The 23,754-nt window shown below is 49.5% G+C and carries 24 protein-coding genes; 4 read left to right on the top strand and 20 right to left on the bottom strand.

The genetic code is table 11. The features are described from left to right. Positions 1 to 152 precede the first annotated feature (152 nt). The 15 genes from KO087_RS08135 to KO087_RS08205 are packed head-to-tail and all read right to left on the bottom strand — an operon-like array spanning position 153 to position 14,649. Positions 153 to 788 carry a thiamine diphosphokinase gene (locus KO087_RS08135; RefSeq protein WP_215508768.1) on the bottom strand — a complete coding sequence of 212 codons (636 nt, stop codon included), beginning with the start codon at positions 786 to 788 and terminating at the stop codon, positions 153 to 155. Then, a complete protein-coding gene (gene rpe, locus KO087_RS08140) occupies positions 785 to 1,426 on the bottom strand; it encodes a ribulose-phosphate 3-epimerase (RefSeq protein ID WP_215508769.1) in 642 nt (213 codons plus the stop codon). The genes KO087_RS08135 and rpe overlap by 4 nt, the downstream gene beginning before the upstream one ends. Next, positions 1,417 to 2,301 (bottom strand): ribosome small subunit-dependent GTPase A, encoded by an 885-nt coding sequence (rsgA, locus tag KO087_RS08145; protein WP_215508790.1) that lies wholly within the window; start codon positions 2,299 to 2,301, stop codon positions 1,417 to 1,419. The genes rpe and rsgA overlap by 10 nt, the downstream gene beginning before the upstream one ends. Then, the gene (gene pknB / locus KO087_RS08150; protein ID WP_215508770.1) at positions 2,301 to 4,256 is read right to left on the bottom strand and encodes a Stk1 family PASTA domain-containing Ser/Thr kinase; all 1,956 of its coding nucleotides are present in this window, start codon (positions 4,254 to 4,256) and stop codon (positions 2,301 to 2,303) included. Before pknB ends, rsgA begins: the two co-directional genes overlap by 1 nt. 4 nt (positions 4,257 to 4,260) lie before the next feature. Further along, entirely contained in the window at positions 4,261 to 4,965 is a 705-nt protein-coding gene (locus KO087_RS08155; protein WP_215508771.1) for a PP2C family protein-serine/threonine phosphatase, read from the bottom strand. A 4-nt stretch (positions 4,966 to 4,969) separates the two neighbouring features. Next, positions 4,970 to 5,995, bottom strand: a complete 1,026-nt coding sequence (rlmN, locus tag KO087_RS08160) for a dual-specificity RNA methyltransferase RlmN (protein WP_215508772.1) — start codon at positions 5,993 to 5,995, stop codon at positions 4,970 to 4,972. Continuing rightward, positions 5,995 to 7,248: a 16S rRNA (cytosine(967)-C(5))-methyltransferase RsmB gene (rsmB, locus tag KO087_RS08165; protein WP_215508773.1), complete on the bottom strand. Its 1,254-nt coding sequence runs from the start codon at positions 7,246 to 7,248 to the stop codon at positions 5,995 to 5,997. Before rsmB ends, rlmN begins: the two co-directional genes overlap by 1 nt. Continuing rightward, on the bottom strand, positions 7,248 to 7,931 hold the full coding sequence (locus KO087_RS08170) for a zinc metallopeptidase (protein ID WP_215508774.1): 684 nt from the start codon (positions 7,929 to 7,931) through the stop codon (positions 7,248 to 7,250). Before KO087_RS08170 ends, rsmB begins: the two co-directional genes overlap by 1 nt. Next, positions 7,931 to 8,848, bottom strand: coding sequence for a methionyl-tRNA formyltransferase (gene fmt, locus KO087_RS08175; RefSeq protein ID WP_251374994.1), 918 nt, complete (start codon positions 8,846 to 8,848; stop codon positions 7,931 to 7,933). The genes KO087_RS08170 and fmt overlap by 1 nt, the downstream gene beginning before the upstream one ends. After that, positions 8,845 to 9,330, bottom strand: a complete 486-nt coding sequence (gene def, locus KO087_RS08180) for a peptide deformylase (protein WP_215508775.1) — start codon at positions 9,328 to 9,330, stop codon at positions 8,845 to 8,847. The genes fmt and def overlap by 4 nt, the downstream gene beginning before the upstream one ends. 23 nt (positions 9,331 to 9,353) lie before the next feature. Next, complete coding sequence (gene priA / locus KO087_RS08185) at positions 9,354 to 11,648, bottom strand: replication restart helicase PriA (RefSeq protein WP_215508776.1); 2,295 nt, start codon at positions 11,646 to 11,648, stop codon at positions 9,354 to 9,356. A 36-nt stretch (positions 11,649 to 11,684) separates the two neighbouring features. Further along, on the bottom strand, positions 11,685 to 12,881 hold the full coding sequence (gene coaBC / locus KO087_RS08190) for a bifunctional phosphopantothenoylcysteine decarboxylase/phosphopantothenate--cysteine ligase CoaBC (protein ID WP_215508777.1): 1,197 nt from the start codon (positions 12,879 to 12,881) through the stop codon (positions 11,685 to 11,687). Next, a complete protein-coding gene (gene rpoZ, locus KO087_RS08195; RefSeq protein ID WP_215508778.1) occupies positions 12,871 to 13,161 on the bottom strand; it encodes a DNA-directed RNA polymerase subunit omega in 291 nt (96 codons plus the stop codon). Before rpoZ ends, coaBC begins: the two co-directional genes overlap by 11 nt. Beyond that, a complete protein-coding gene (gene gmk / locus KO087_RS08200; protein WP_215508779.1) occupies positions 13,158 to 13,775 on the bottom strand; it encodes a guanylate kinase in 618 nt (205 codons plus the stop codon). The genes rpoZ and gmk overlap by 4 nt, the downstream gene beginning before the upstream one ends. A gap of 19 nt (positions 13,776 to 13,794) precedes the next feature. Beyond that, a complete protein-coding gene (locus KO087_RS08205) occupies positions 13,795 to 14,649 on the bottom strand; it encodes a YicC/YloC family endoribonuclease (RefSeq protein ID WP_215508780.1) in 855 nt (284 codons plus the stop codon). 60 nt (positions 14,650 to 14,709) lie between these two features. On the opposite strand from KO087_RS08205, the gene KO087_RS08210 reads away from it, so the two are divergent. Then, positions 14,710 to 16,461, top strand: a complete 1,752-nt coding sequence (locus KO087_RS08210; RefSeq protein ID WP_215508781.1) for an Rqc2 family fibronectin-binding protein — start codon at positions 14,710 to 14,712, stop codon at positions 16,459 to 16,461. Between the two features lie 40 nt (positions 16,462 to 16,501). Here the strand turns inward: KO087_RS08210 and KO087_RS08215 are convergent, their stop codons facing one another. The 5 genes from KO087_RS08215 to KO087_RS08235 form a co-directional block, all read right to left on the bottom strand. After that, positions 16,502 to 16,828, bottom strand: coding sequence for a YerC/YecD family TrpR-related protein (locus KO087_RS08215; RefSeq protein WP_215508782.1), 327 nt, complete (start codon positions 16,826 to 16,828; stop codon positions 16,502 to 16,504). Positions 16,829 to 16,837: 9 nt separating this feature from the next. Next, positions 16,838 to 18,502: a formate--tetrahydrofolate ligase gene (locus tag KO087_RS08220; protein WP_215508783.1), complete on the bottom strand. Its 1,665-nt coding sequence runs from the start codon at positions 18,500 to 18,502 to the stop codon at positions 16,838 to 16,840. A 1-nt stretch (position 18,503) separates the two neighbouring features. After that, on the bottom strand, positions 18,504 to 18,995 hold the full coding sequence (purE, locus tag KO087_RS08225) for a 5-(carboxyamino)imidazole ribonucleotide mutase (protein WP_215508784.1): 492 nt from the start codon (positions 18,993 to 18,995) through the stop codon (positions 18,504 to 18,506). A gap of 85 nt (positions 18,996 to 19,080) precedes the next feature. Beyond that, positions 19,081 to 20,229: a sensor histidine kinase gene (locus tag KO087_RS08230; RefSeq protein ID WP_215508785.1), complete on the bottom strand. Its 1,149-nt coding sequence runs from the start codon at positions 20,227 to 20,229 to the stop codon at positions 19,081 to 19,083. 163 nt (positions 20,230 to 20,392) lie between these two features. Next, positions 20,393 to 21,085, bottom strand: a complete 693-nt coding sequence (locus KO087_RS08235) for a response regulator transcription factor (protein ID WP_215508786.1) — start codon at positions 21,083 to 21,085, stop codon at positions 20,393 to 20,395. 130 nt (positions 21,086 to 21,215) lie between these two features. Between KO087_RS08235 and KO087_RS08240 the strand changes: the two genes are divergently transcribed. Genes KO087_RS08240 through KO087_RS08250 form a run of 3 tightly spaced genes read left to right on the top strand, consistent with a single transcriptional unit; the run spans position 21,216 to position 23,604 of the window. Beyond that, on the top strand, positions 21,216 to 22,121 hold the full coding sequence (locus KO087_RS08240) for an ABC transporter ATP-binding protein (protein ID WP_215508787.1): 906 nt from the start codon (positions 21,216 to 21,218) through the stop codon (positions 22,119 to 22,121). Continuing rightward, positions 22,118 to 22,873, top strand: a complete 756-nt coding sequence (locus KO087_RS08245; protein ID WP_215508788.1) for a hypothetical protein — start codon at positions 22,118 to 22,120, stop codon at positions 22,871 to 22,873. Before KO087_RS08240 ends, KO087_RS08245 begins: the two co-directional genes overlap by 4 nt. Before the next feature lie 8 nt (positions 22,874 to 22,881). Further along, positions 22,882 to 23,604, top strand: coding sequence for an ABC transporter permease (locus tag KO087_RS08250; protein WP_215508789.1), 723 nt, complete (start codon positions 22,882 to 22,884; stop codon positions 23,602 to 23,604). Positions 23,605 to 23,754 lie beyond the last annotated feature (150 nt).

Below are 23,754 nucleotides of genomic sequence, written 5' to 3' on the forward strand. Positions count from 1 at the left end.
GCAAAACTTTCATCATTTTCGAACCAAATTACTCTTTGTTTGTTCAAAAGATCGGTGATGGATGGCTTTTAGGAAAACAAAAAGGAGCCTAGTTTTCACTAGACTCCCCAATGGTTGACATAGAACCTTTTTTTATTGACAAGATGGGCTATCTATCCATCCTTTGAATGAATAATAAGCATTTTGCCTTCATGTAGTGTCACTTCCCCCGCCTCCTTCAGCAATTCATTGCTGACGCCGCGGGTTTTTTTTCTGTAAAGCGTTAAATGATCCACCTCATACTTAAAGCCATCCGTTGTAATCTCGATGGCATCGGTAACGGGAACGAAGCTCACGTAGTGAAAGCCGAGTTGCTCCAGGTGATATCGGCCCGGGCCGACGAGGCGCAGGCGATTGTTTTCGTCGATCATGCTGATCGTCGCCTTCTCATCCACATAGGCTTCAAGAGAAAAAATCGTCGCCACGCTGTGATCCCAGCGGCTGCCTGTGGCGCCTAAAACATGAATTTCCTCGGGATCAAGAGCCAACATACGTGTCAGAGCCATTTCCGTATCCGTCTCGTCTTTCATGGGCGGAAGTACTTCAATGGGCACCTGTTTTTCTTTCAGTTCCGCCAAGCGATGGGAGCTGTCGAAGTCGCCGATAACCAGCTTTAATTTTTCCGGCACGTGGGCCAAAGCGTCGTAGCCGCTGTCGGCGCAGATAATGCCGTCGGCCCAACGGATCTCCCGATCCAATAATTCCTTCGACGGGCGCCGCCCGCCGGTAATAATTAAGCCCCGCTTCATAGGCGTTTTAATGCATTAATGGCGACGCGGGGATCTTCGTGTTTAAAAATATAAGATCCCGCCACCAAACTGTCGCAGCCCGCTTCCACCATGGCGGCACCGGTGGTTTCGTTGATTCCGCCGTCGACCATGATTTCCAAATCCTCGCGAAGGGTCATGGCCCTTAACTGCTTCGCCTTTTCAATGGTGGACGAAATGAAAGACTGTCCCCCGAAGCCGGGATTGACACTCATGAGTAGTACGAGGTCCACGTCTTCGAGAAGGTAGCGAATGGATTCGGGGTTTTGAGACGGGTTTAAGCTCACCCCTGCCTTGATTCCCGCTTCTTTGATGCGGTGGACCAGTCGGTGAGCGTGAATGGTGGCATCGGTGTGGAAGGTAATACGATCGGCGCCGGCGGCGATGTAATCGTCGACGGAATCTTCCGGCTTTTCGATCATTAAGTGCACGTCGAAGGAAATGGAGGTAAAGGGGCGAATGGCCTTGATGACCGGCGGACCGAAGGTTAAATTCGGTACATATTTTCCGTCCATGACATCGATGTGAATGTAATCCACTTTTTCCCCGTCTAAAAATGTGATGGCTTCACCTAATTTTGAAAAGTCTGCCGATAAAATCGACGGTGCCACTAACGCCATTTTCCATTCTCCTTTTCTACTAATTCGTCGTAAAAGCGCAAATAATTTTCAAAGCGGCTGGCTACGATGTCGCCCCTTTCATAGGCAGCACGCACGGCGCAACCCGGCTCTTTCACGTGGCGACAATCCTGGAACTTACAAGACTGAATAAAGGGCGCAAATTCCCTGAAATGTGCGTCTAAATCTGCGGAAGCGATGGAGTCGATTTCAATACTGGAAAATCCCGGTGTATCGAATAAATACATCCCCTTCTCTCCCGTAAAGATTTCCGTGTGCCGCGTCGTGTGCTTGCCCCGATTGGTCTTTTCGCTTACCGTGCCCGTTTCGAGATCCAAGTTCAGTACGCGATTTAAAAAGGTGGTCTTTCCCGATCCGGACACGCCGCTTAATACGGTGGTCTTTTCAAAAAGCATGGCTTCCAGCTTCGTCACCGATTCGTTGTCCTTCTCCGAGAGATGCATGACATGGTAGCCGCTGGCTTCATAAATGCTTCGGAGTGCCTCCGCCTTTTCGGGATCCAAGTCCCATTTAGAAACCACAGGGACGATGCGCACGTTTTGTTGTTCGTAATAAGCCAGCATTTTATCCACCAAGTACAAATTGTATTTCGGGTTTGCCGTGGGAATAAAGAGCAAAATTTGATCTACATTGGCGACCGGCGGACGGAGCAAGCTGTTTTTTCTCGGCAAAATTTCTTCTACGGAATTGAGCCTATCCCCTTCGTCAATTAAAAGCTCCACGTAATCGCCCACGACAGGCTTTCGTTTTTGATGACGAAAAATGCCTCGGGCCCGTGTTTCATACACTTCGCCGTTTTCGGCGGTGACGTAGTAAAAACCGCCCAACAGTTTCGTGATTCTGCCTTTTTTATTCATCAAAAATTCACCGATTTAACCACGGAGCCGTCGACGCGCATATAGGCTTTATCGCCGGAGCGCCCTTGAACCGGATAGGATACCGAGGAGCCACCGACCACTTCTTCGTGGTTCACCACGCGTTCGCTGCCACCGGACTCTACCACCACTTCGATTTCGTGGGTGTCTCCGTCGTCCGGAATGCGGTAGGAGAGATTTTTGTGGCTTACCGACGATCCTTCGTCGCTGTCGCCGCCGGAGCCATGTTTGCTCACGATAATATCTACCGTTGAATTTTGTTTAATTTGATTTCCGCTATTGTATTGTTGCCAAACGACTTCGCCGGGTCCCACGGAAAGATCTTCTCTCTCTTCCACATTGCCCAGTTTCAGTCCTTGTTCTCTCAATAGGGCTTTGGCTTTCTCAACGGAAACACCCTTTAAATTGGGGACGACGGTCGTCTTATCGTCTTGTCCTTTACTCATGGTCACGTGGACACTTTCGCCTTTGGCAAGCTTTTCGTCGGATTTCGGCTTTTGGCTGATGATGCGATCTGCCGGTACGCTGTCGCTGTATTCCGTCTTGTCTACGACGAGATTGAGCCCCGCCGTCTTCAGCGTAGCCTGGGCCTCGGAGATGGTCATGTTCTCAAGATCGGGAACCTTTACTTTTTCCTCTTCTTTGGCGATGACCACGGAGAATTGATCGCCGCGCCGCAAGACTTCCCCTTCGTCCACCGATTGAGATAAGATCGTGCCGGGTTTGATGCCCTCATCCGATTCTTTCTCGTCTATTTCCAGTTTCAAATCATTTGAAGCGGCGAAGTCTTTCGCTTCGGAAACATCTTTACCGATTAAATCGATCATTTCCACCGCTTCGCCTTTTTGACCGTCAAGAAGCATATTTTTTATCTTCGATCCGCCGAAGGCCAGGCCGAAGAGGAGTAAAAGGGCCAGCAGGACCCCGCCTATGGTTGCCAGTGAATTGCTTTTCTTTTTGGGCTTTTTCACCGGGATGGGCCGCGTATTTCTCTTTGCGCGCTCCGCCGTATCCGTGTGTGTCGTCGGCTCAACCGGGGCTCTGTTTCCGGTATTGGGAATCACTACAGTGGTTCTCGCATCCGTTTGTGTCCGGTCGCCGTAAACTTTACCCAGCAAAATCGCCTTTACATCTTCAATAATCAAACTGACGTTGTCGTAGCGATCCGAAGGCTTTTTCTCCGTCATGTGTTTAAACACCCGGTCCACTTCCGGACTCACTCTGGGATTTCGCTCCGATGGCATGGGAATGTCGTTTTGTACGTGCATTAATGCCACGGTAATGGGATTTTCCGAATCAAAGGGCACGTCGCCGGTGAGCATTTCAAAGAGCACGATGCCCATGGAATAGATGTCGCTCCTGGCATCGACTTTTTGCCCCCGCGCCTGTTCCGGCGAGAAGTAATGGACACTGCCCATGACCGCATTGGTCACGGTGACCGTGGCATTTCCCGCCATGCGGGCGATACCGAAGTCTGTCACCTTCACTCGATTGTCTCGGGTCACCATGATGTTTTGGGATTTAATGTCTCGATGGATAATATTTTTATTGTGGGCGATTTTTAAAGCCTCGGCGATTTGAATCAGGTAATTCAACGCCTGGTTTTGACTCAACATGCCCTCTTCTTTGATTAATTCCTTTAATGTCTTTCCATCGATGTATTCCATGACGATGTAATAGACATCTTCATCGGCCACCGTCTCCATGCCCACATCATAAATACTCACAATATTCGGGTGAGAAATACTGGCGGCAGCCAAGGATTCTCGGCGGAATTTGCGGATGAAGTTGTCGTCTTCGTTGTATTCGCTCTTTAAGACTTTAATGGCAACGATTCGGTCCAGCCTGCGGTCGTGAGCCTTGTAAACATCGCCCATGCCGCCGCTTCCGATTCGTTTCAGGCATTCATACCTGTCAGCTAAAATCATACCTTGCATACCTTCACCTACTCTTATCTAGCACAATGACGGTAATATTGTCTTTTCCGCCACCATCCAGGGCCTTTTCAACCAGCGTCTTCGCATAATCGCCCGTTTGTGTTTCCAATACTTTTTGAATGTCCGCCCGCTCCACGACGTCGGAAAGGCCGTCGGAGCAGAGGATGATAAATTTTAAAACCGTATCCAAACTCCGAATTTGAAAATCCACGCCTTGAGTGGTGCCCAATGCCTTTGTCAGGACATTTTTCTTCGGATGAACCCGGGCCTCTTCTTCGGAAATGTCGCCGATGTCTAAGAGGTAATTGACGAAACTGTCGTCTTTCGAGATTTGAAAGAGATCGTCGTCGTAACCGTATATTCTGGAATCGCCGATGTTAATGTAATAGAGTTTGCCCTTCAGAAGGTAAATCAAACTTAAAGTCGTTCCCATGCCACGGTATTTTAAATGGGCTGCCGATTGATTGAAGATCTCTTGGTTCACATCGTGAACGCCTTTATTTAAAAGATCCAAAAGCTCCCGCTCGTTTTCGACGGAAACGGAAAGCACCTCTTTTAATCGATTGACGGCCAAGGCGCTGGCTTTTTCGCCTGCCGCGTGGCCGCCCATGCCGTCAGCCAAGATGGCGAAGCGCTTTTTCGGATCCACATAGTAACTGTCTTCGTTGTTTTCCCTGCCACCGATGTGGGTGTAAGCAGAAATTATCATAGTATCACCTTGTCTTTATGGCCTCAGAACCCGCTTTTAATTGTCCACAGCTGGCCTGAATATCACTGCCTAATTCTCTACGTATTGTACATGATACGCCGCTTTGAGACAACTCTCGATGAAACCTGAGAATGTGCTCCCTCGACGGTTTTTTCTCGGAAAAATGGGCCGTGTCGTTAAGTGGAATTAAGTTCACATGGCACAATAGGCCCTTTGTCAGTGCTTTCATTTCCCGAATGTTTCTCGGTTGATCGTTTTTCCCCTGAATCAATGTGTATTCCAAAGTGATTCGCTGCTTCGTCTCGTCGCAGTAATCCCTAAGGGCCGGGAAAAGTTCGCTTAAATGGTGACGGTTGGCGATAGGCATGAGCGCCTCTCTCGCCGATTGATCCGTTTCGTGAAGGCTTACGGCTAAATTAATGGGCAAGCCTTCTTTCGCCAATCGGCGAATGCCGTCGACGAGGCCGCAAGTAGAAATGGTCATGGAGCGGTAGCTCATGTTTTTTCCCTTAGAATCGTGGAGAAGCTTCAAAAACCTAAGCACATTGTCGTAGTTATCCAAGGGCTCGCCGCTTCCCATAAGGATGATGTTTCCCGCAGAAACCTCTTCGTTTTCTTCCACGGCATAGATCTGAGAAAGCATCTCGTAGGGCGTGAGATCACGAATCCGGCCCTTTAATGTGGACACACAAAAGCTACATCCCATGCGGCAACCGACTTGTGTCGATACGCACAGGCTGTAGCCGTAATGGTATTTCATTAAGACCCCTTCGACGATCTCCCCGTCTTCCAATTCGTAAAGGTATTTTTTGGTCTCATCCAGCTTCGATGCCAGCCGCTTTACGATTTTTACGCCGCGAAGGGGCGCAGGAAGAGCCTGTTTCAGAGAATCGGGCACATTCGAAAGTTCCTCCAAGGCCTTACGCTGACCGTGAATTCCTTCGAAGAGCTGGGTTGCACGAAAACTTTTTTCACCGAAGGTGGTTACATAGGCTTTTAATTCCTCCGGCGTCATTTCCATCCAATGCATTAGGCATCCTTTCTTACGATACAGGCCATGGTAAACCCGTCGGTACCGTGGCGATGGGGCCAGTAGCGCGTTCCTTTTTCCTTTAATCGGCACTCGGGATGATCCGTCAAAAACGAATGAAGAACGCCTTCATTTTCTTCCACGGTGACACTGCAGGTGCTGTAGACTAATTCGCCGCCGTCATTTAACGCGCCGTAGGCATTTTCCAGCAGGCGTCTTTGCACCCGGGCCAGTTGCAACACATCTTCCCTTCCGACGCGGTATTTGATCTCGGGCTTTCTCCGGATCAGGCCAAGGCCCGTACAGGGAGCGTCCACCAAAATGCGGTCATATTTTTTCTTCGGCAAGGGCATTTTGCCGTCCCGCACCGCCGTGGCGATGTTCTTGTAGCCTAAGCGGCGGATGTTTTCTTCCATTCGCATCAACCGTTCCGGGGAGGAATCAAAGGCGTCCACATGGGAAAAAAGCTCCGCCATTTGAAAGCTCTTGCCGCCGGGAGCGGCACATAGATCCATGGCTTCCGCGTCCTTATCCGGCGTAAATAAGCCGACCACCTCTTGAGACGCCGCATCCTGAACGTAGAATCTGCCTTCTTTATAAGCAGAGGTTTCAAAAAGCCCTCGCGGTTTTTTTACCACCGCCGCAGGAAAAGACTTCATCGCGTCACAGTGAAAGCCCGCTTCTTCAAGTTCTGCCATAAGGGAGGCAAGATCTACGGAGACGGGGCGAAGTGTTAAAGGCGCCGGTTTGAAGGTGGATTTTAAAAAATCCTCCGTCTCGTCCTTTAAGAGTTGTTGAAAATAAACAACCCACTCCTTCGGAAAGCTGTAGGTGACGGATAAGCGAGTCACTTCATCTTCGCCGCGAATGTGGAAGGCATCCTCCTTTTGGCGGATCACCTGTCTCAAGACGCCGTTCACCAGTCCGGCTGCGCCCACATTTGAAATGACCTTTGCCATTTTGACGGTTTCACTTACCACGGCATGATCCGGCACGCGGTCCAAAAAGTGCATTTGGTAAAGGGCCATGCGCAGAAGCTGTCTTATGTTTTGATCGAGATTTTCAGGCTTTTTCACGAAGCGATCGATGACATGGTCCAGAAAAAGTTTGTTTTGTACCGTGCCGTAAACAATGGTCTCCGCCAGGTTTCGATCCACATCTTTCAAGCCTTTGGGATCGAAGGCCTCTTGAATAAAGGCGCCGGCTTCCACTTTTTCCAAAGTGGTCAATGCGAGAAAACGAGGATTTCTCATTAGTCCCGTCTCCTTCCCAAGGACATGAACCGGAGCAAGGTGCCGATGGCCGTAAGGAGGCTCGCCACATAGGTGAGGGCCGCTGCGGAAAGAATGCGCTCTACCCCAACCATTTCCTCGCCGGATAAGACTCCGTTGGCTAAGATGACCTTGGCACGGTGACTGGCGTCGTATTCCACAGGCAGGGTCAATAATTGAAACAAGACGGTAATGGCGAAAAGGGCGATGCCTAATTTGATCAACGGCTCAAAGGCAAAGAGGCCGATAAAAATCAAGAAAAAGGAAAGGTTCGACCCTAAATTCGCCGCCGGAACGATGGCGTTTCTGAATTTAAGGGGCGCATAGGCTTCGTGGTGCTGAATGGCGTGGCCGCATTCGTGGGCGGCAATGCCTAAGGCCGCAATGGACGTGGAGTCGTAGACGGGATCCGAGAGGCGCAAGACTTTATGAGAGGGATCGTAATGGTCGGTTAAACTTCCCCCGACGCGGTCCACGCGCACGTCATATATGCCGTGGCTTTTCAAAATCATTTCCGCCACGGAGCGGCCCGTAAGGCCTTCTCTATTGGACACGCGACTGTATTTATCGAAGTTTGTCTTGATTTTCGATTGGGCGTAAAGGGCCAAGAGAAAGCCGGGAAGAATGTAAATGAGATAGTCTAAATTGTAGTACATGCCGTACATTAGATTTCTCCCTCCTCATCTAAGTGGGCGCCGGCCAAGTAGGAACCGATGGCCATGCGCTTTTTACCGGGCCGTTGGATTTCCTTTAAGAGGACGGTGCCGTCTTTGGTTCCGATCCAAAGCTTCTTTTTCGTGGCCTTGTACCTGCCCGTTGCCACTGCCTCCTCGCTTACCTCACCGTCGTAAATCTTCAGGCGTTCGTCGCGGAAGAGGAAATGGGCACCGGGCTCCGGCGAAAAGGCACGAATCTTTCTAACAAATTCCTCCGCCGTCAATTCTTCGGCGCTTAAGGCCAAAAGTTCGTCGTCGATTTTTGCCGCATAGGTGGCCGCATCGTGATCCTGTTCCGTAAACGTGACTTCGCCTTTTTCAAGATCAGCGACAAATGCACGGATTAAATCCGCACCGAAACCCGCCAATTCGTCGTGAATGGTGCCGAAATTTTTATCGCCGATGGGGGTTTTCTTAACATCATAGACAGCGCCGCTGTCAAGCCCGGCTTCCACTTTCATAAGGCTCACGCCCGTTTCTTCATCGCCGTTTAAAATGGCCCATTGCATGGGCGCCGCGCCGCGATATTTCGGGAGCAGAGAGCTGTGGACGTTGACGATGTGCTTTTTCGGCAAAGCCAGAACATCTTCCGATAAAATCTGTCCGTAGGCCACCACGACAAACAGATCCGCATCCTGTGCCCTTAATTTTTCAAGGGCTTCTTCCGTATTGCAACTATGGGGCTGAAAAACTTCGATGCCCAAGGCTTCGGCGCGGGTTTTTACCGGCGTAGGTAAAAGCTTTTTTCCACGCCCTTTTTTCTTGTCTTCTCGGGTAACGACCAAGGTCACGTCGCAAATGTCGTTTAAGGCATTGAGGGTGGGCACGGCAAAATCCGGTGTCCCGAAAAATACGGCCTTCATCATTCCTTTTCCTCGCCTTCTCGTGCAGGATCCACATTGTACATTTCATCGGCTAAATCCGTATAGAGGATGCCGTTTAAATGATCCATTTCGTGTTGGATAATTCGGGCGAGAAAATCTTCCGCCTCCAGGGTTTTCTCTTCCCCTTCAATGTCGGTGTAATTGATTTTGATCTTTTCATAACGTTTCACCCTGCCCATACGCTCCGGCACGCTTAAACAGCCTTCCAGAGCTTCAGAAGAGCCTTCTTCCGCCACCCGTTCGGGATTGATGAGCACCATCTTCGCTCCTTCGTAATCATCCAAAACGATGAGCTGTTTTAATTTGCCGATTTGCACGGCGGCCAGGCCCACGCCCTGAGCCTCGTACATGGTTTCGTACATATCGTCGACGAGGCGGCGTAAATCTTCGTCGATGGTTTCAACTTTTCTTGATTTTTTGCGTAATATGGGATCCCCGTCGATGCGAATTTGTAATTTAGCCATTCTTCACTTCCTTTTCTGTTAATCTATCCATCTATTTCTAAACTTATGGTAATCTCTTTTTCCCCTTGCGTACGGTAGTAATACATCAATACCCGTTTTAATGCCTTTAATAGAGGCCGAAACTCCTTTGGCCAGACTTTTGCCAAAATCGACACATGTCTTTTATTTTTAATCTTCGGCTGCTCCACGGGATTGGCCACAAGCATGTCGAATTGCTCGTGTTTGTTGATAGCCTCCAGGGTTTTTTTCCAGTTCATGGCCACCTGATCCACATCCCCCGTGCCGCGAATGTGGAGCTTCACCAAATGGACATAGGGCGGATATAAAAAGCGCTTGCGCTCTTCCATTTCCCGATGGAAAAAAGGCTCGTAGCTTCGCTCTTTAGCATATTGGATGCTGTAATTTTCAGGATTATAGGTTTGGATTACGGCGCAGCCCTTGTGCTTGCCTCGTCCGGCTCTGCCCGCCACTTGAGTGAGGAGCTGATAGGTTTTTTCCTGGGCCTTGTAATCGGAGACGAAGAGGGATAAATCCGCTGCCACCACGCCGACAAAGACCACATTTTCAAAATCAAAGCCCTTAGCGAGCATTTGCGTTCCCACGAGAATGTCCACCTTTTTCTCGTTCATGGCGGCGTAGACTTTTTCGTAATTGCCCTTTTGTGCCATGGTGTCTTTGTCCATGCGATAAACTCGGGCCTCGGGGAATTTGTTTTTTATCCAGGACTCTACCTGTTCCGTGCCGATGCCGAACTGTTTTAAATACTCGCTGCCGCAGACGGGACAGGTTTTCGGCATGGGCTTGGTTCTGCCGCAGTAGTGGCAGTGGAGGCGGTGGGTTCTTCTGTGGTAGACCATGGAAATATCGCAGGCATCGCATTCGATGACGTGACCGCAGCTTCTGCAGCTTACGAATTGACTGTAGCCCCGGCGATTAATAAAGAGAATGGCCTGCTTTTTTGCCTTTAATGCTTCTTCAAGGCCTTCTACCATGCGCTCGGATAGGATTTCAATATTTCCCTTAAAGAGCTCTTCGCGCATGTCCACGATCTCCACAGGCGATGCCTCCGTCTTTCTCGGATCCCCCACCAGTCGGTGAAGCTCTACATCTTCTCCGCAGCGAGCGTAGGTAATCACCGAAGGGGTCGCCGAGCCGTAGATGACCTTGCCCCCTTCAAAGCGCACCCGCATTTCCGCCACGTCCCGCACATTGTAGCGCAGGCCTTCACGGTAATCGTAGCTTTCTTCCTGTTCCTCGTCGATAAAAATATAGCCCAGCTCAGGCACGGGAGAAAATACCGCCGAACGCGCGCCGACGACGATGCGCCCAGGCTCTTCTTTCAGCCGAATCCACGCTGCAGCTTTTTCGCCTTCGGAACGACGGGAGTGAAGGATGTCCACCTTCCCGGGAAAGCGCGCCGACAGGCGATGCACCATTTGCGTGGCCAGGCCGATTTCCGGAACGATAATCAGAGACGACTTTCCATCATCCATGGCCCGTTGTGCCAATTGCATATAGACTTCCGTCTTGCCGCTTCCCGTCTTTCCGTAGAGAAGATGAACGGGCCGCTTCGATGAAGCGATTGTCTCAATGGATGCGATCTGATCTTCCCGCAATGGCGGCGCCTCGTCGGGAGGAATGTCCTTAGGGTCCACCGGGGCGATGGCGCCGTATTTTATTAAGTTGTCCACGGGACTTGATGAGAGGCCGGTTCGTTTTAAAATCTCGCCCTTTGAAAGCGGGCGGTTTTTCAGCAGATTGAAAACCACGGCCTGCTTCTCGGTCATGGGGCCGTCGTAATCCTCACAGGCCACATATTTTTCAACGACTCTTTTTTTCACGGGCTGTGTGCCGCGAAAACGAATGGCGACTTTTCTCGCCTCGATTAGTCGGTCTAATGATTCCGTCGGAATTTTTTCCGTCAACAGGGCTTCTTCTCCCTGGAAAACAGACGCCGTTTCCTCGTCGTCCATTAATTTGACCGCCACTTCTTCCACGCCGCCTAAGACGTATTTCGGAAGAAGTGGCTGAAAGGCCTGCACATAGGATGTGACGAAGATCTCCCGCATTTTCATGCCCAGGGCAATGGCGGATGGTGTTAATATAGGCCGCCTGTCCAGCACTTGAATGACGGATTTCAGCTCCTTGCCTTCGTCCTTGCCCGTTCTTAAAACCACCGCCGTCTCCGGCTTATTTCCGCGACCGAAGGGAACGATGACGCGCTTGCCGACAATGGAAGCATCCTCGCCCTCGTAGGCATAGGAATAAAGTTGATCGATTTGCGGCAAGGCTTTGTCTACATACACATCTACAATCATAGTGGCTCCATATAATACAAAAAAAGCTAGAATGTTCTAGCTTTTCAGGTCTTTCTCTACCCGGTCCAATATGGCGGCGGCCAAATCACTTTTATCCATCATGGGCAACTCTTCGTCGCTGCCGTCGGCGGAAAAAATATGCACGTGGTTCGTGTCGCTGCCGAAACCGGCCTTGGCCTCGGTAATATTATTGGCCACGATAAAATTAAAGTTCTTCTCTTCCAATTTCTTTTTTGCGTAAGTCGACATATTGTGGCTTTCAGCGGCAAAGCCTACGATGACCCGGTCCCCCTTCATGGCGCCAAAGTGTTTGGCGATGTCGGGGTTCGGCGAAAATTCCACGGCCATAAGGCCGCCTTCTCGCTTCTTGATCTTTTCCGCGGCGTAGGTTTTTGGCTTGTAATCGCTGGGCGCCGCCGACTTAATCAACACGTCGGTGGCGTCAAACTTCGCTTCCACGGCTTTAAACATGTCGTCGGTGGATTCCACGGGAATAAAGTCCACGCCCTTGGGCACTTTTAATTGGCTCGGGCCCGAAATCAAATGCACCGTCGCGCCTCGTGCCGCCGCCTCCGTAGCGATGGCATAGCCCATTTTCCCCGTACTGTGATTGCTAATAAAGCGTACCGGATCCATCCGTTCCTTGGTGGGACCGGCGGTGACGGTAATATCGACGCCCAGTAAGGTTTTTTCTGTAAGGGCCATAAGGATGTAATCCACAATGTCTTCCGGCTCCGCCATTTTTCCCTCGCCTACATCTTGGCAGGCCAGGAGCCCTTCCGCCGTGGGAAGAATTTCATATTGTTCGCGGTTTTCCAAAACCTTCAGCGCTTCTTGTGTGGCCTCGGCGCGGAGCATTTGCGTGTTCATGGCCGGTGCGATAAGAATGGGCGCTTTCGTGGCCAATGCCACGGTGGTAAGCATGTTGTCGGCCAAGCCGTAGGCCAATTTGGCGATGGTATTGGCCGTGGCCGGTGCAATGACCATGACATCGGCCCACTTGGCCAGGGCAATGTGTTCCACATCCATATTGTTCAATTGATCGAACATGTCGACGTGAACGACCTGATTGCTCATGGTTTGAAATGTTAGCGGCGTGACAAATTTTGTGGCACCTTCTGTCATCACCACTTTCACTTCCATGCCGAGTTTTTTTAATCGGCTCACGATGGCCGGCGCCTTGTACGCGGCAATGCCGCCGGTGACGCCGAGAAGAACGTGCTTATTCTTCATCCGCCGTTTCCTCCCCTTCGGCCATGGCGAGCTCTCTGCGAAGGGCTTCTTCGCGGCGCTCTTTTTCCGCCATGATTTCTTCGAAACGTTCCTTGCTGGTGAATTTTACGGCGCCTTGATTAATTTCTTCCAGAGAAATGGACACGGGGTTTTCCAATTCCGTATCGATTAGGGTTTCTTCACCGTCCACCAATTCCCTGGCTCGATTGGAAACCAAAGTTGCCAGTGCGTAGCGGCTATTGGTAATTTTTGAGATTTCGCCAAAAGATAAAATGTTCATCGTATCGCCTTTCTATCCACAATGTCCTTTTTAATGTTCTTGTATCGCTTCACCCGAAGCTTTTCCGCAGCAATAATATTTTCGATATCCTTTACCGCTTGTTCCACCTTGTCGTTGACGACGAAATAGTCGTATTTTCCGACGAAATCAAGCTCCTTAAAGGCATTGGCAAAGCGGGTTTCAATGTCTTTTTCGCTTTCGGTGCCGCGGTTGACGATGCGTTGCTTCAGCTCTTCCATGGTAGGCGGCAGGAGGAAAATAAACACGGCCTCTTTGTATTTATCCTTGATTTGCAAAGCGCCCTGTACATCGATTTCCAAAAGGACGATTTCGCCCTTTTCAATTTCCTGAAATACAAATTCCTTCGGCGTGCCGTAGTAATTCGTATGCACATGGGCGTACTCCAAGAGCTCGTCGTTTTCTACCATTTTCTTAAATTCTTCTTCCGTCTTGAAGAAGTAATTTTCTCCGTCCACTTCCATTGATCTCGGCTTTCTCGTCGTCACCGATGTGGAAAATTTCACTTCGTGATTCTTCGCCATTAAAGCTTCGCTGACCGTACCTTTTCCGCTACCCGAAGGACCGGACAATACCAATAAAAATCCTTTTGACACCTGACACCCGCCTTGTCTTTTACTCTATGTTTGCAATTTGTTCTCTTAAATGATCAATGAGGGTTTTCACTTCAACGATGTCGTGTAAAATCCCCAAATGTCTGGATTTGCTCGCGATCGTATTGGCTTCTCTGAACATTTCCTGCAGGAGAAAATCCAATCTGCGACCGACAGAACCTTTATCGTTCATTATAACATTAAATTGGTCGATATGAGATATCAAACGGGCAATTTCTTCTTCGATAGACATTTTTTCAAAGAGCAGGGCCAGCTCCGTGGAGAAACGGGGCAGATCCAATTGGTATTCGCCCATGATTTCTTTCACCCGTTTGCGAAATCCGTCTTTTTCTTCCGCCTTTTCCGCTTCAGCCGCCGATTGAATTTTTTCCACATAGCTGCCCAAAGTTGCCAAATGGCCTTCCAGTGCTTGCTTTAAATTCGCCCCTTCTTTTTTGCGCATAAGTAAGAGATCCCTAAGGGCAGCGTCGAAGGCCTCCGTGAGTAAAGCCTCGTCTAAATCAAAGGCTTCATCGCCTCCCTGTTTAATGACGCCGGGCCGCTCCAAAAGCCACGCCACTTCCCCGGGCCGGGAAGCCCCCTTTTCTCTCAGGAGCGTTTCATAAAAAGCGTAGGCCTCGGGATCGAAACTTAAATCCGTATTCGATTCCCTTTCCGTGCGCACAAACACATCGAAGTGGCCACGCTTCGTCTCTTTGGCAATGGCGGATTTCACCAGTTGTTCCAGAGCGGGCGCTTCCGCCAGTCCTTTAATCCGAATATCCAAATTTTTGTGATTTACCGATTTCACCGTCACGTTCAGCTTTACGCCGTCCTTAACGATTTCGCTTGAGCCGAAGCCCGTCATACTGTTCATAGACGCCTCCTCTATGGTATTATACATGATACGACCCGAGGACAGAAAGGGAGGTATTCATTGAGTTACGACGGAACGATGACAAAGGCGGTGGCCGAGGAATTAAATAGTCGTTTTACCGGAGGCAAAATCGACAAGATCTACCAGCCGCAAGACGACACCTTGGTCTTAAATCTCAGGAGCAAGACGGACAGAGGCAGTCTCCTGCTCTCTGCTTCTGCCAATAATCCCTGCGCCTATTTAACGGAGAAAAAATTTAAAAATCCGCAAACGCCGCCGGCTTTTTGTATGCTACTCAGAAAGCATTTGGAATCGACCACCATTACGGCCATCGAGCAAGTGGAAATGGACCGCATCATTAAGATCAAGGTCGACGGTTTTAACGAGCTTTTCGACCGAGTGGAAAAGACGCTCGTCATCGAAATGATGGGCCGCTACTCCAATATTATTCTTCTCGACGAAAACAATGTAATTCTCGATGCCTTAAAACGCATCAATCGCTCCATGAGCCGGGTGCGGGAGGTGCTCCCCGGGGGAAGCTATACGCTGGAAGGCATTGTGGATCGGGCCAATCCCCTGAAGGAAACGAAAGAAACCTTTATGGCGCGACTAAACGAAAATGAAAACACCTCGGTAAAGAACTTTTTCATTCGTAGCTACTTAGGTGTCTCGCCCCTTATCGCGAGAGAAATCGCCTATCGCGCCGGGGGAAGCGACAAGGATCCGGTGAAGCTTTTTTCCGCCGATGATTTATACCACGGCTTTCACTCCCTTTTTTCCGAAATCAGCGCGTCTCAATTTAAGCCCCAAAGCGTGTCGGAGGCAGGCCACATTATCGCCTTCTCATCCGTTAATTTAACCCACTACCCGGAAGGGAGCAAGATTTTCTACGACGGCCCTTCGGCCCTTTTGGATCACACCTTCTCCGCCCGCGTCTTGGAAGACAGGGTGCGTCAAAAGAGCCAAAATCTAAACAAACAAATCAAAAACCATTTGGAGCGGGCCCTTCACAAGCAAGAGAAAATGGAATTTGAGCTGAGGGATGCCAAAGATCGCCAAAAATACAAGGTCTACGGCGATTTAATCTCATCCAATGCGTGGAAAATTGAGCGCGGCGCCGTGGAAGTCACTTTAGAAAATTTTTACGACGACATGAATCCCCTCACCATCCCTTTAGACGAGACGAAAGACGGCATTCAAAACGCAGCACATTATTATAAAAAGTACACGAAATTAAAACACGCGGAGAAGCTTCTCGCCGATCGCATCGACAAAAACCGAAACACCATTCGCTATTTGGATGCCATGCTCTATAATCTGGACGATGCCGAATCCATTGACGAAGTAGACGCCATACAGGAAGAGTTTCGGGAAGATTTCCTGAAGAAAAAATACAAGGGCCACGGCGAAAACAAAAAGAAAAAAAAGAAAGTGCCGACATACCTCACTTTCACATCGTCCGACGGTTTTCCCATGTACGTCGGCAGAAACAATCGCCAAAATCAGGAGCTCACGCTGAAATTTGCGAGAAAAGACGATATCTGGTTCCACGTGAAAAACGGACCTGGCAGCCACGTTATCGTAAAAACCGACGGCGAAGAAGCCGGCGAGGCCACCCTTTATGAAGGCGCCATGCTCGCCGCCTATTACAGTCGCGCCCGCCAGTCCGGCCATGTGGAGGTGGATTACACGAAGCGCCAATTCATTCGTCGCCATCCTTCCAATCAACCGGGCCTTGTCATCTACACAGACTTTTCCACCATGACGGTGACGCCGGAAAAAGAAATCGTCGAGCAATTAAAAAACAAATAAGTCTTTCATAAGAAAATCGGACCCCGCAGGATCCGATTTTTTATTTTGTCTTTTTATCCTCTTTTTTCTCGTCAAGAAAACCCAACCGCTTCAAAACCAAATGGTACCCGTCGGCACCGTAATTCAGCGCCCGATTGATTCGGCTAATCGTCGCCGTGGAGGCGCCGGTTTCTTGTTCGATGGCGTGGTACGTTTGGTCGGAAACCAAAAGTTTCACCACTTCCAGACGTTGAGAGATAGCTTTTAATTCTTTAATGGTGCATATATCTTCGAAAAAACGATAGCACTCTTCTCTGTTTTCCAGGGACAATATGGCGTCAAATAAGGCGTCCATGCTTTCACTTTGAATTTTTGAAGAATAGTTCATAATCACCTCTTATGAAAGGCCGGTAATCACGCCGTGGGCATCGATGTCCATGCCGTTGGCGGCGGGAACTTTCGGCAGTCCCGGCATGGTCATGACCGCGCCGGTAAGGGCCACGATAAAGCCCGCGCCGTTGGACAGACGAATGTCGCGAATGTGAATGGTGAATCCTTCAGGCGCCCCAAGCTTCGTGGGATCGTCGGTAAAGGACATTTGGGTCTTTGCCATGCACACAGGCAGGTCATCTCGACCCAGCTTTTTAATGCGCGCGATCATGGCCAGGGCCTCATCGGAATAGACGACATCTTTCGCGCCGTAAATTTTCTTCGAAATGATTTCGATTTTTTCTTCCACAGGCAGGTTTCTGTCGTAAAGTGGCGCGTAGTCATTGGGTGCTTCGCAGAGGGCCACGACCTTTTCGGCCAGTGCCATGCCGCCTTCTGATCCCTTGCTGAATACGTCGGATAAAGCCACGTCGACGCCTAAGCCGGCGGCCAATTCGTCGATGGTTTTAAGCTCGGCTTCCGTATCCGTGGGGAATTTGTTAATGGCGATAACCACGGGCACGCCGTAGCTCTTCATGTTTTCCACGTGGCGCTTTAAATTGACAAAGCCCGACTTCAAGGCCTCTACATTTTCTGCACCTAAATCCTTTACGGCCACGCCGCCGTTGTATTTCAACGCGCGCACCGTGGCGACGACCACGATGCAATCGGGCGTAAAGCCTGCTTCAGGCGCTGCAATGTCTAAAAACTTTTCCGCACCGAGATCGGCACCGAAGCCCGCTTCCGTAATGGTGTAATCCGCAAGGTGCAGGGCCGTTTCCGTGGCGATAATGGAATTGCAACCGTGGGCGATATTGGCGAAGGGCCCGCCGTGAATAATCGCCGGCGTATTTTCAATGGTTTGTACCAAATTCGGCAGAATCGCATCTTTCATGAGCATGGTGACGGCGCCGGCTACCTCAAGATCCTTGACGTAGATCGGCGCATCGTCGTAGCTGTAGCCGATAATGATTCGTCCGACGCGCGCTTTAAAGTCTTCCAAGTCCCGGGCGAGGCACAGAATCGCCATGATTTCCGATGCTACGGTAATGTCGAAGCCGTCTTGACGCATCACACCGTTTTTCTTCGGCCCCATGCCGACGATCACTTCTCGAAGGGCGCGGTCGTTCATATCCAAAACACGTTTGAATGAGATTTTTTTCGGGTCGATGCCCAATGCGTTTCCTTGGTGGATGTGATTGTCAATGGCCGCGGCAATTAAATTGTTGGCGCTGGTAATGGCGTGAAAATCGCCGGTAAAGTGGAGGTTAATGTCGTCCATGGGCAGAACTTGTGCGTAGCCGCCGCCGGCCGCGCCGCCTTTAATCCCGAAGACCGGCCCCAGGCTCGGCTCCCGCAAGGTGCTGATGGTAGACTTGCCCATCTTTTCCATGGCCATGGCGAGACCGATATTGGTGGTGGTTTTCCCTTCCCCCGCCGGCGTCGGGTTAATGGCCGTAACGAGGACGAGCTTTCCTCGCGGCCCATCGTGGTCCTCAAAGGCGCGGCCTTCGATCTTTGCCATGTAGCGGCCGTAGGGCTTTAATTTTTCATTGGGAATGTGCAAACCTTCGGCAATGGTTTGGATTTCCTCCAAATGGGCTTCCCGTGCAATCTCTACATCACTTTTCATTTTAGCCACGAAGATCAGCCTCCAGTTTTTTATTCATCTCAACTACTTCGTCTTGTAATTGTTTTTTGTAAGCGAGGAGTCGTTCTTTAATGGCCGCATCGCCGACGGACAGAATTTGTGCCGCTAAAATGCCGGCATTTTTTCCGCCGTTAATGGCGACGGTAGCCACAGGCACGCCGGAAGGCATTTGTACCGTAGAAAGAAGAGAATCCATGCCTCCGCCGACGGATGTTTTCCCCGGCACGCCGATAACCGGCCGCGTCGTGTGGGCGGCAATGACCCCACCTAAGTGAGCGGCTTTTCCCGCGATGGAAATAAACACTTCCGTGCCGGCTTCTTCTTGCTTTTTCACGTGATCCACTACTTCGTTGGGCGTTCTGTGCGCACTGTAAACCACGACATCGTAGGGGATTTCCAACATTTTTAAAGCGCCAATGACGTCAAAGGCGATTTCTTTATCGCTATAGCTACCCATAATTATAGAAACTTTCATTTGTCCGTACCTCCTTAAATCCTTTACCATGTTATCAAGAGTAAGTATACCTGTCAATATAAGGAGATATTGTATTTATCTGCATTCAATGCCTTCGCGGCAAGATAAATGCGACGTTGAATCCCCCATTTATATTGCACGCTTTCATTTTTCCGCCGTGCAATCGGCAAATTTGCTTCGATATCAAAAGCCCCATGCCGTGAACGTAAACAGAAGCCGAATCCGACCGTTCCAGGCGATCCAGCACCTCTTTTTTCACGCCGCCGCCATTGTCCCACAGGGTAATGTGAATGCTCTCTTCCGTTTCCCTGCAGGCCACGTGAATATCTCCCGGCTGATACTTGATGCTATTGCTGATGACATTATCGATCATGCGGCTGAACAAATGGCTGTCCATATTGATCTTTGCATCTTCACTTAATTGATTGTCGAATAAAATGCGTCGATCCTCGTGTTCATTCATTTGCGCCACGATAATTTTTCTGAGCAAGGGCGCCGGATTTTGCAAAATAAATCGTTCGTCGCTGAGTGTTTGAAGACGAGAGGTATCGTTGAGATCCTGAATGGTTTTACTGATGCGCATAATTTCGTCTTCCAGAGCTTTCACTGCTTCTTTGTTTTCGTCGGTTTTTAAATCATTCAGCCCCCAGCTAAGTTTCGACAGTGGCGTTCGCACGTCGTGGCTGATGCCGCGAATCCATTGGCTCTGGCTTTTATTCAGCTGCACGTAGCGGGCATTGGCGTCGTTAACCGCGTGGTAGACTTCTTTTAAGGGGCCCGTTTCATCCAAGGGTGTGTAATGGGCACTGTAAATTTCCTCCAATGCCTCTTGAAGGGGGAACAATTTTTTGAAGAGATTGTTCCGCTCCCTTCTGTACATAAAAAAGAGGAAAAATAGATAGCCTAATAAAAAAATCAGTGCCAAATCCACGTTTAAAAGCCATTGCTCTGCGCTGTAGTAGTTGAAAGGCAGCTTATCCAGTGTTCCCTTGGGATACCCGATAACCAAAAGATCGTCGCCGACGATGTACGTCATGACGGGATAGTCTTTTAAATAATAACGGGTAAAGCGAGCCACATCGGTCAGTTTGTACGTTTCCGGAATTTCAGAAGGCTTTTGAAAGGACTCAATGACCTTGCCTTGTTCTCCAACGCGAATGGCCCAGAGATTATTTTCTTTTAGAAATTTTCGGTTTGCCGTTGTAAAAAACAGCCCGTCTTCTTTATTTTCCATGATGTAATCGTGGACACTGTCAGGCTCTACGTACTGCTTACTTACATTGTAATTTATGTAAAGAATAAGAAAAATCAGAAAAATAAAGGACAGGGAAAACGCAACTGTAAACAAAACGAAGCGGCGTAATTTTTTTAATATAAACTGAAACATTGTTGAGCCCCTACTGCTTTCCCATGAGTTTATAGCCCAAGCCCTTTACCGTCACCAGGCGGGTGGGATTGGAGGGGTCGTCTTCCAATTTTTCCCGCAGGCGGTAGATATGGGTGATGAGTGTGTTTTCGTAGCCGAAGGATTCTTCCCACACGGCGTCAATGATTTGATCGATGGAGACGATGCGGTTTAAGTGATTGGCGAGAAGGGCCAGGATTTTATACTGCTTCGCCGTGAGTTTCTCTTCCCCGCCTTCTTTAATAATCGTGCCCTTCGCCGGATCGAAGAGGGCGCCGTTTAAATCAATCGGGCCTTTTTTCTCTTCGCGGAAGCTTCTGCGGAGCACAGCTTCCACCCGCCACAGAAGGTCTTCCGCGAGAAAGGGCTTTACGATGTAATCGTCCGCTTCCGATTCGAAGCCTTCCCGCCTGTCGTCGATGCCGTCTAAAGCCGACAGAATAATCACCGGCAGATGGGATCCTCGGCGCAGGGATTTTAAAAGATCCATGCCGCTCCCGTCCGGCAGCATGATGTCTAAAATCATGAGATCCACGTGGTGATTGGCCAGCTGAAAGCGCGCCTGGGCCAGATTCGACGCCGTCTTTACGGAGGGATAGCCCGCCTCGCGCAGGTAGGCTTCCAAATGATCCAGCAGTGATTTTTCATCGTCTACGATTAAAATAACCGGTTCCTTTTTATTCATCTTCTACCGCCCCTTTCGCCTCTATTTTATCATAGCGAAGGGCGCCTTCTTCTTTTGTGATCTAAAAGTGATCCACTGTCCATGGTTTCGTTAGCTTCGCTTTTTACAATGGGATCAAAAGGAGGCTTTTATGAGCAAACTATTAACCATTGACAATCTAAGCAAAACTTATCGCGGCAAAAAAGTATTGGACATCGATCACTTCGATTTGCCGTCAGGTGCCATTTACGGCTTGATCGGCCCAAACGGTGCCGGAAAATCCACGTTAATGAAGTCTATTTTGGGACTCATCGAAAGAGATAGCGGCGACATGGTGCTTTTCGGCGAAAAGGTCGTGCCGAAAAATCAAAAGACGCTAAATCGCAAACTTGGCGCACTCATCGAGCGTCCCGCCTATTACGATCATCTCACGGGACATGAGAATCTTTCCATTCTCTGCACCTTAAAGGGCATCGACAAAAAGCAAATTCTCCCGGCTTTGGAGGCGGTGGGCCTCGCAGCAAAGGCGAACGAAAAGGTGCGAACCTATTCCCTGGGCATGAAGCAGCGACTGGGCATCGCCATGGCCATTATCGGCGAGCCGAAGCTTTTAATCTTAGATGAGCCCATTAACGGCCTGGATCCCGTAGGCACTCTGGATATGCGCCACCTCTTTCAGCGATTGGCGGTGGAGAAGAATACCACGATTTTAATTTCATCCCACATTCTCGACGAAGTGGAAAAAATCGCCACCCATATCGCCATGCTTCAAAAAGGCCATTTGATCTACGACGGCACCTTGGAAAATTATCGTCGCCTTCACCCGCCGATTCTTTCCATTCGCACATCGGACAATGAAAAGGCCGCGGAGGTCCTTTCTTCCCTGGGATGCAAAATTCGCGGCGACCGACTGATCTTAAACCACCCTACCGATAGCGATGTGGCGAAGGCGGTGCGCGCCCTAAGCCCTTATGTAGACATTTACCGCATCGAAGAGGAGCGGGAAAGCTTGGAAGCCTTATTCATTCAAGACACAGAGAGGGGAGAGAGACTATGATTCAAACAGAATCGAGAAAATACAAAGGCTTGGGCCTCTATCCCCTTCTGTTTCTCATGCTATGTGTTCACGTTCCCGTCTTGGGGGTCATAGCATTTGAACATTCCTTTCGTCAAGACATCTATCCCCTTTTCTCTCTTTTAGATGGTTACTTTCTGTTTCAGTTGATCTTCAACCCGGTGCTTCTTTCCTCTTTGGTGAAAAAAGTGGTGGAAATCGAAGAAAAAAACAATATGTTTCAGCTCCAGGAAATGCTGGGCGTGGAGCCGTCGACCCTTCTCATGAGAAAATGGTCGTGGCTCAGTCTGCGTCTCTTCCTTCTTCAATTGGTTGAGTGGGCATTGATTCTTCATATGGCCGCCCGTTCCGATCATTTTCATTTGTCCCAAGTGGCGAGCGCCCACGTGACCGTGGCATTTTGCAGCCAGTGGCTTATTACCTCGGCCTTTGTCGCCCTCTTTCTTCTATTGGATACGCGGGCCAAAAGCCCTTACTTTACCCTGTTCTTGTCCATGGGCGGAGCTCTTTTTGGTATTCTCTCCATGCTGACTTCAAGGGCGCTCACTTTCATCAATCCCTTCGCATGGTACAGCTCCCTTTTGAGCATTTCCTTCGTCAAGGGAAGCGAAGGATTTCACCGCGTGATGAATCCCGTTCCTTGGCCATCCTTGGCCGCATCCCTCACGGGTTTATTAATCTGCCTATTCATTATTAAAAAACACACGCGCATCCGCCGCGACAAAACCATTTAGGAGGAATTATGTTTTCTGTTTTTTCAATTGAGGTCAAGAAAATAAAATGGCTGCCCCTTCTCTTGACCATACTCGTCGTGCCATTGTTGGCGACGTGTTTCGGCACCTTTAATTACATGGGCAATCGCGCCATGCTCACCCATGAATGGGAAAGTTTATTCACCCAGATCGCCCTCTTCTACTTCTCTTTTTTCTATGTGCCCCTCATCGCCATCATCGTCGCCCTCTTGTGGCAAGTGGAGCATAAAGCGGGATTAAATTTTATCCGTCTCAGCAGCGCAAAACACAGCCGGTTTATTTTTGCGAAATGTTTCCTGGCGCTTGCGCTTATCCTCATCGCCCAAATCTTCTTCTTTTCCTGCTTCATCCTGTCCGGCCGTTTCGTCTGCGGCTTCGGCACCGTGGATTTTTCCCTTTATCTCTACTACTTCTTCGCGAGCTTTCTTCTTGCCATACCCGCCGTCTTTGTTTTTTCCGCTTTAAGCATTCGTATGAAATCCTTAGGCGGCGTGACCTTGTTCTCCGTGGCATTGACCATGGTCGGATTTTTAACTTGTGCCCAGCAAATCATTCCTTTCATTGAAAATGCCTTTGCTTTAAACACATTGGCCTATGAAATGAATCATTTCGCCCGGTTTACCATACAGGATTCCCTCGTCGTCTTTTTATTTGCCGCTCTTGAGAGCCTCATCGCCTATGCTTTTGCCAAACACCGCTTAAAATACGAATAAACAAAAAGCCGCCCCAGTGTTTCTAGAGTGACCCCATAAAGTTGGACTTAATCGAGTAAGCATTTCGCTTACTCGATTTTGTTTTACATAACATTCGTTCTATGCGGATTGCATGCGTTCACGGTACTCTTTCGGACTCAGACCTCCTAA

The organism is Peptoniphilus rachelemmaiella (assembly GCF_943169845.1).
GTDB classification, from domain to species: domain Bacteria; phylum Bacillota; class Clostridia; order Tissierellales; family Peptoniphilaceae; genus Aedoeadaptatus; species Aedoeadaptatus rachelemmaiella.

What these genes read in the sequence shown, in the direction of transcription:
- KO087_RS08135 (WP_215508768.1), bottom strand. Translation starts at nt 788, where the DNA reads ATGAAGCGGGGCTTAATTATTACCGGCGGGCGGCGCCCGTCGAAGGAA.
- rpe (WP_215508769.1), bottom strand. Translation starts at nt 1,426, where the DNA reads ATGGCGTTAGTGGCACCGTCGATTTTATCGGCAGACTTTTCAAAATTA.
- rsgA (WP_215508790.1), bottom strand. Translation starts at nt 2,301, where the DNA reads ATGAATAAAAAAGGCAGAATCACGAAACTGTTGGGCGGTTTTTACTAC.
- pknB (WP_215508770.1), bottom strand. Translation starts at nt 4,256, where the DNA reads ATGCAAGGTATGATTTTAGCTGACAGGTATGAATGCCTGAAACGAATC.
- KO087_RS08155 (WP_215508771.1), bottom strand. Translation starts at nt 4,965, where the DNA reads ATGATAATTTCTGCTTACACCCACATCGGTGGCAGGGAAAACAACGAA.
- rlmN (WP_215508772.1), bottom strand. Translation starts at nt 5,995, where the DNA reads ATGCATTGGATGGAAATGACGCCGGAGGAATTAAAAGCCTATGTAACC.
- rsmB (WP_215508773.1), bottom strand. Translation starts at nt 7,248, where the DNA reads ATGAGAAATCCTCGTTTTCTCGCATTGACCACTTTGGAAAAAGTGGAA.
- KO087_RS08170 (WP_215508774.1), bottom strand. Translation starts at nt 7,931, where the DNA reads ATGTACGGCATGTACTACAATTTAGACTATCTCATTTACATTCTTCCC.
- fmt (WP_251374994.1), bottom strand. Translation starts at nt 8,848, where the DNA reads ATGATGAAGGCCGTATTTTTCGGGACACCGGATTTTGCCGTGCCCACC.
- def (WP_215508775.1), bottom strand. Translation starts at nt 9,330, where the DNA reads ATGGCTAAATTACAAATTCGCATCGACGGGGATCCCATATTACGCAAA.
- priA (WP_215508776.1), bottom strand. Translation starts at nt 11,648, where the DNA reads ATGATTGTAGATGTGTATGTAGACAAAGCCTTGCCGCAAATCGATCAA.
- coaBC (WP_215508777.1), bottom strand. Translation starts at nt 12,881, where the DNA reads ATGAAGAATAAGCACGTTCTTCTCGGCGTCACCGGCGGCATTGCCGCG.
- rpoZ (WP_215508778.1), bottom strand. Translation starts at nt 13,161, where the DNA reads ATGAACATTTTATCTTTTGGCGAAATCTCAAAAATTACCAATAGCCGC.
- KO087_RS08205 (WP_215508780.1), bottom strand. Translation starts at nt 14,649, where the DNA reads ATGAACAGTATGACGGGCTTCGGCTCAAGCGAAATCGTTAAGGACGGC.
- KO087_RS08215 (WP_215508782.1), bottom strand. Translation starts at nt 16,828, where the DNA reads ATGAACTATTCTTCAAAAATTCAAAGTGAAAGCATGGACGCCTTATTT.
- KO087_RS08220 (WP_215508783.1), bottom strand. Translation starts at nt 18,502, where the DNA reads ATGAAAAGTGATGTAGAGATTGCACGGGAAGCCCATTTGGAGGAAATC.
- purE (WP_215508784.1), bottom strand. Translation starts at nt 18,995, where the DNA reads ATGAAAGTTTCTATAATTATGGGTAGCTATAGCGATAAAGAAATCGCC.
- KO087_RS08230 (WP_215508785.1), bottom strand. Translation starts at nt 20,229, where the DNA reads ATGGAAAATAAAGAAGACGGGCTGTTTTTTACAACGGCAAACCGAAAA.
- KO087_RS08235 (WP_215508786.1), bottom strand. Translation starts at nt 21,085, where the DNA reads ATGAATAAAAAGGAACCGGTTATTTTAATCGTAGACGATGAAAAATCA.
- KO087_RS08240 (WP_215508787.1), top strand. Translation starts at nt 21,216, where the DNA reads ATGAGCAAACTATTAACCATTGACAATCTAAGCAAAACTTATCGCGGC.
- KO087_RS08245 (WP_215508788.1), top strand. Translation starts at nt 22,118, where the DNA reads ATGATTCAAACAGAATCGAGAAAATACAAAGGCTTGGGCCTCTATCCC.
- KO087_RS08250 (WP_215508789.1), top strand. Translation starts at nt 22,882, where the DNA reads ATGTTTTCTGTTTTTTCAATTGAGGTCAAGAAAATAAAATGGCTGCCC.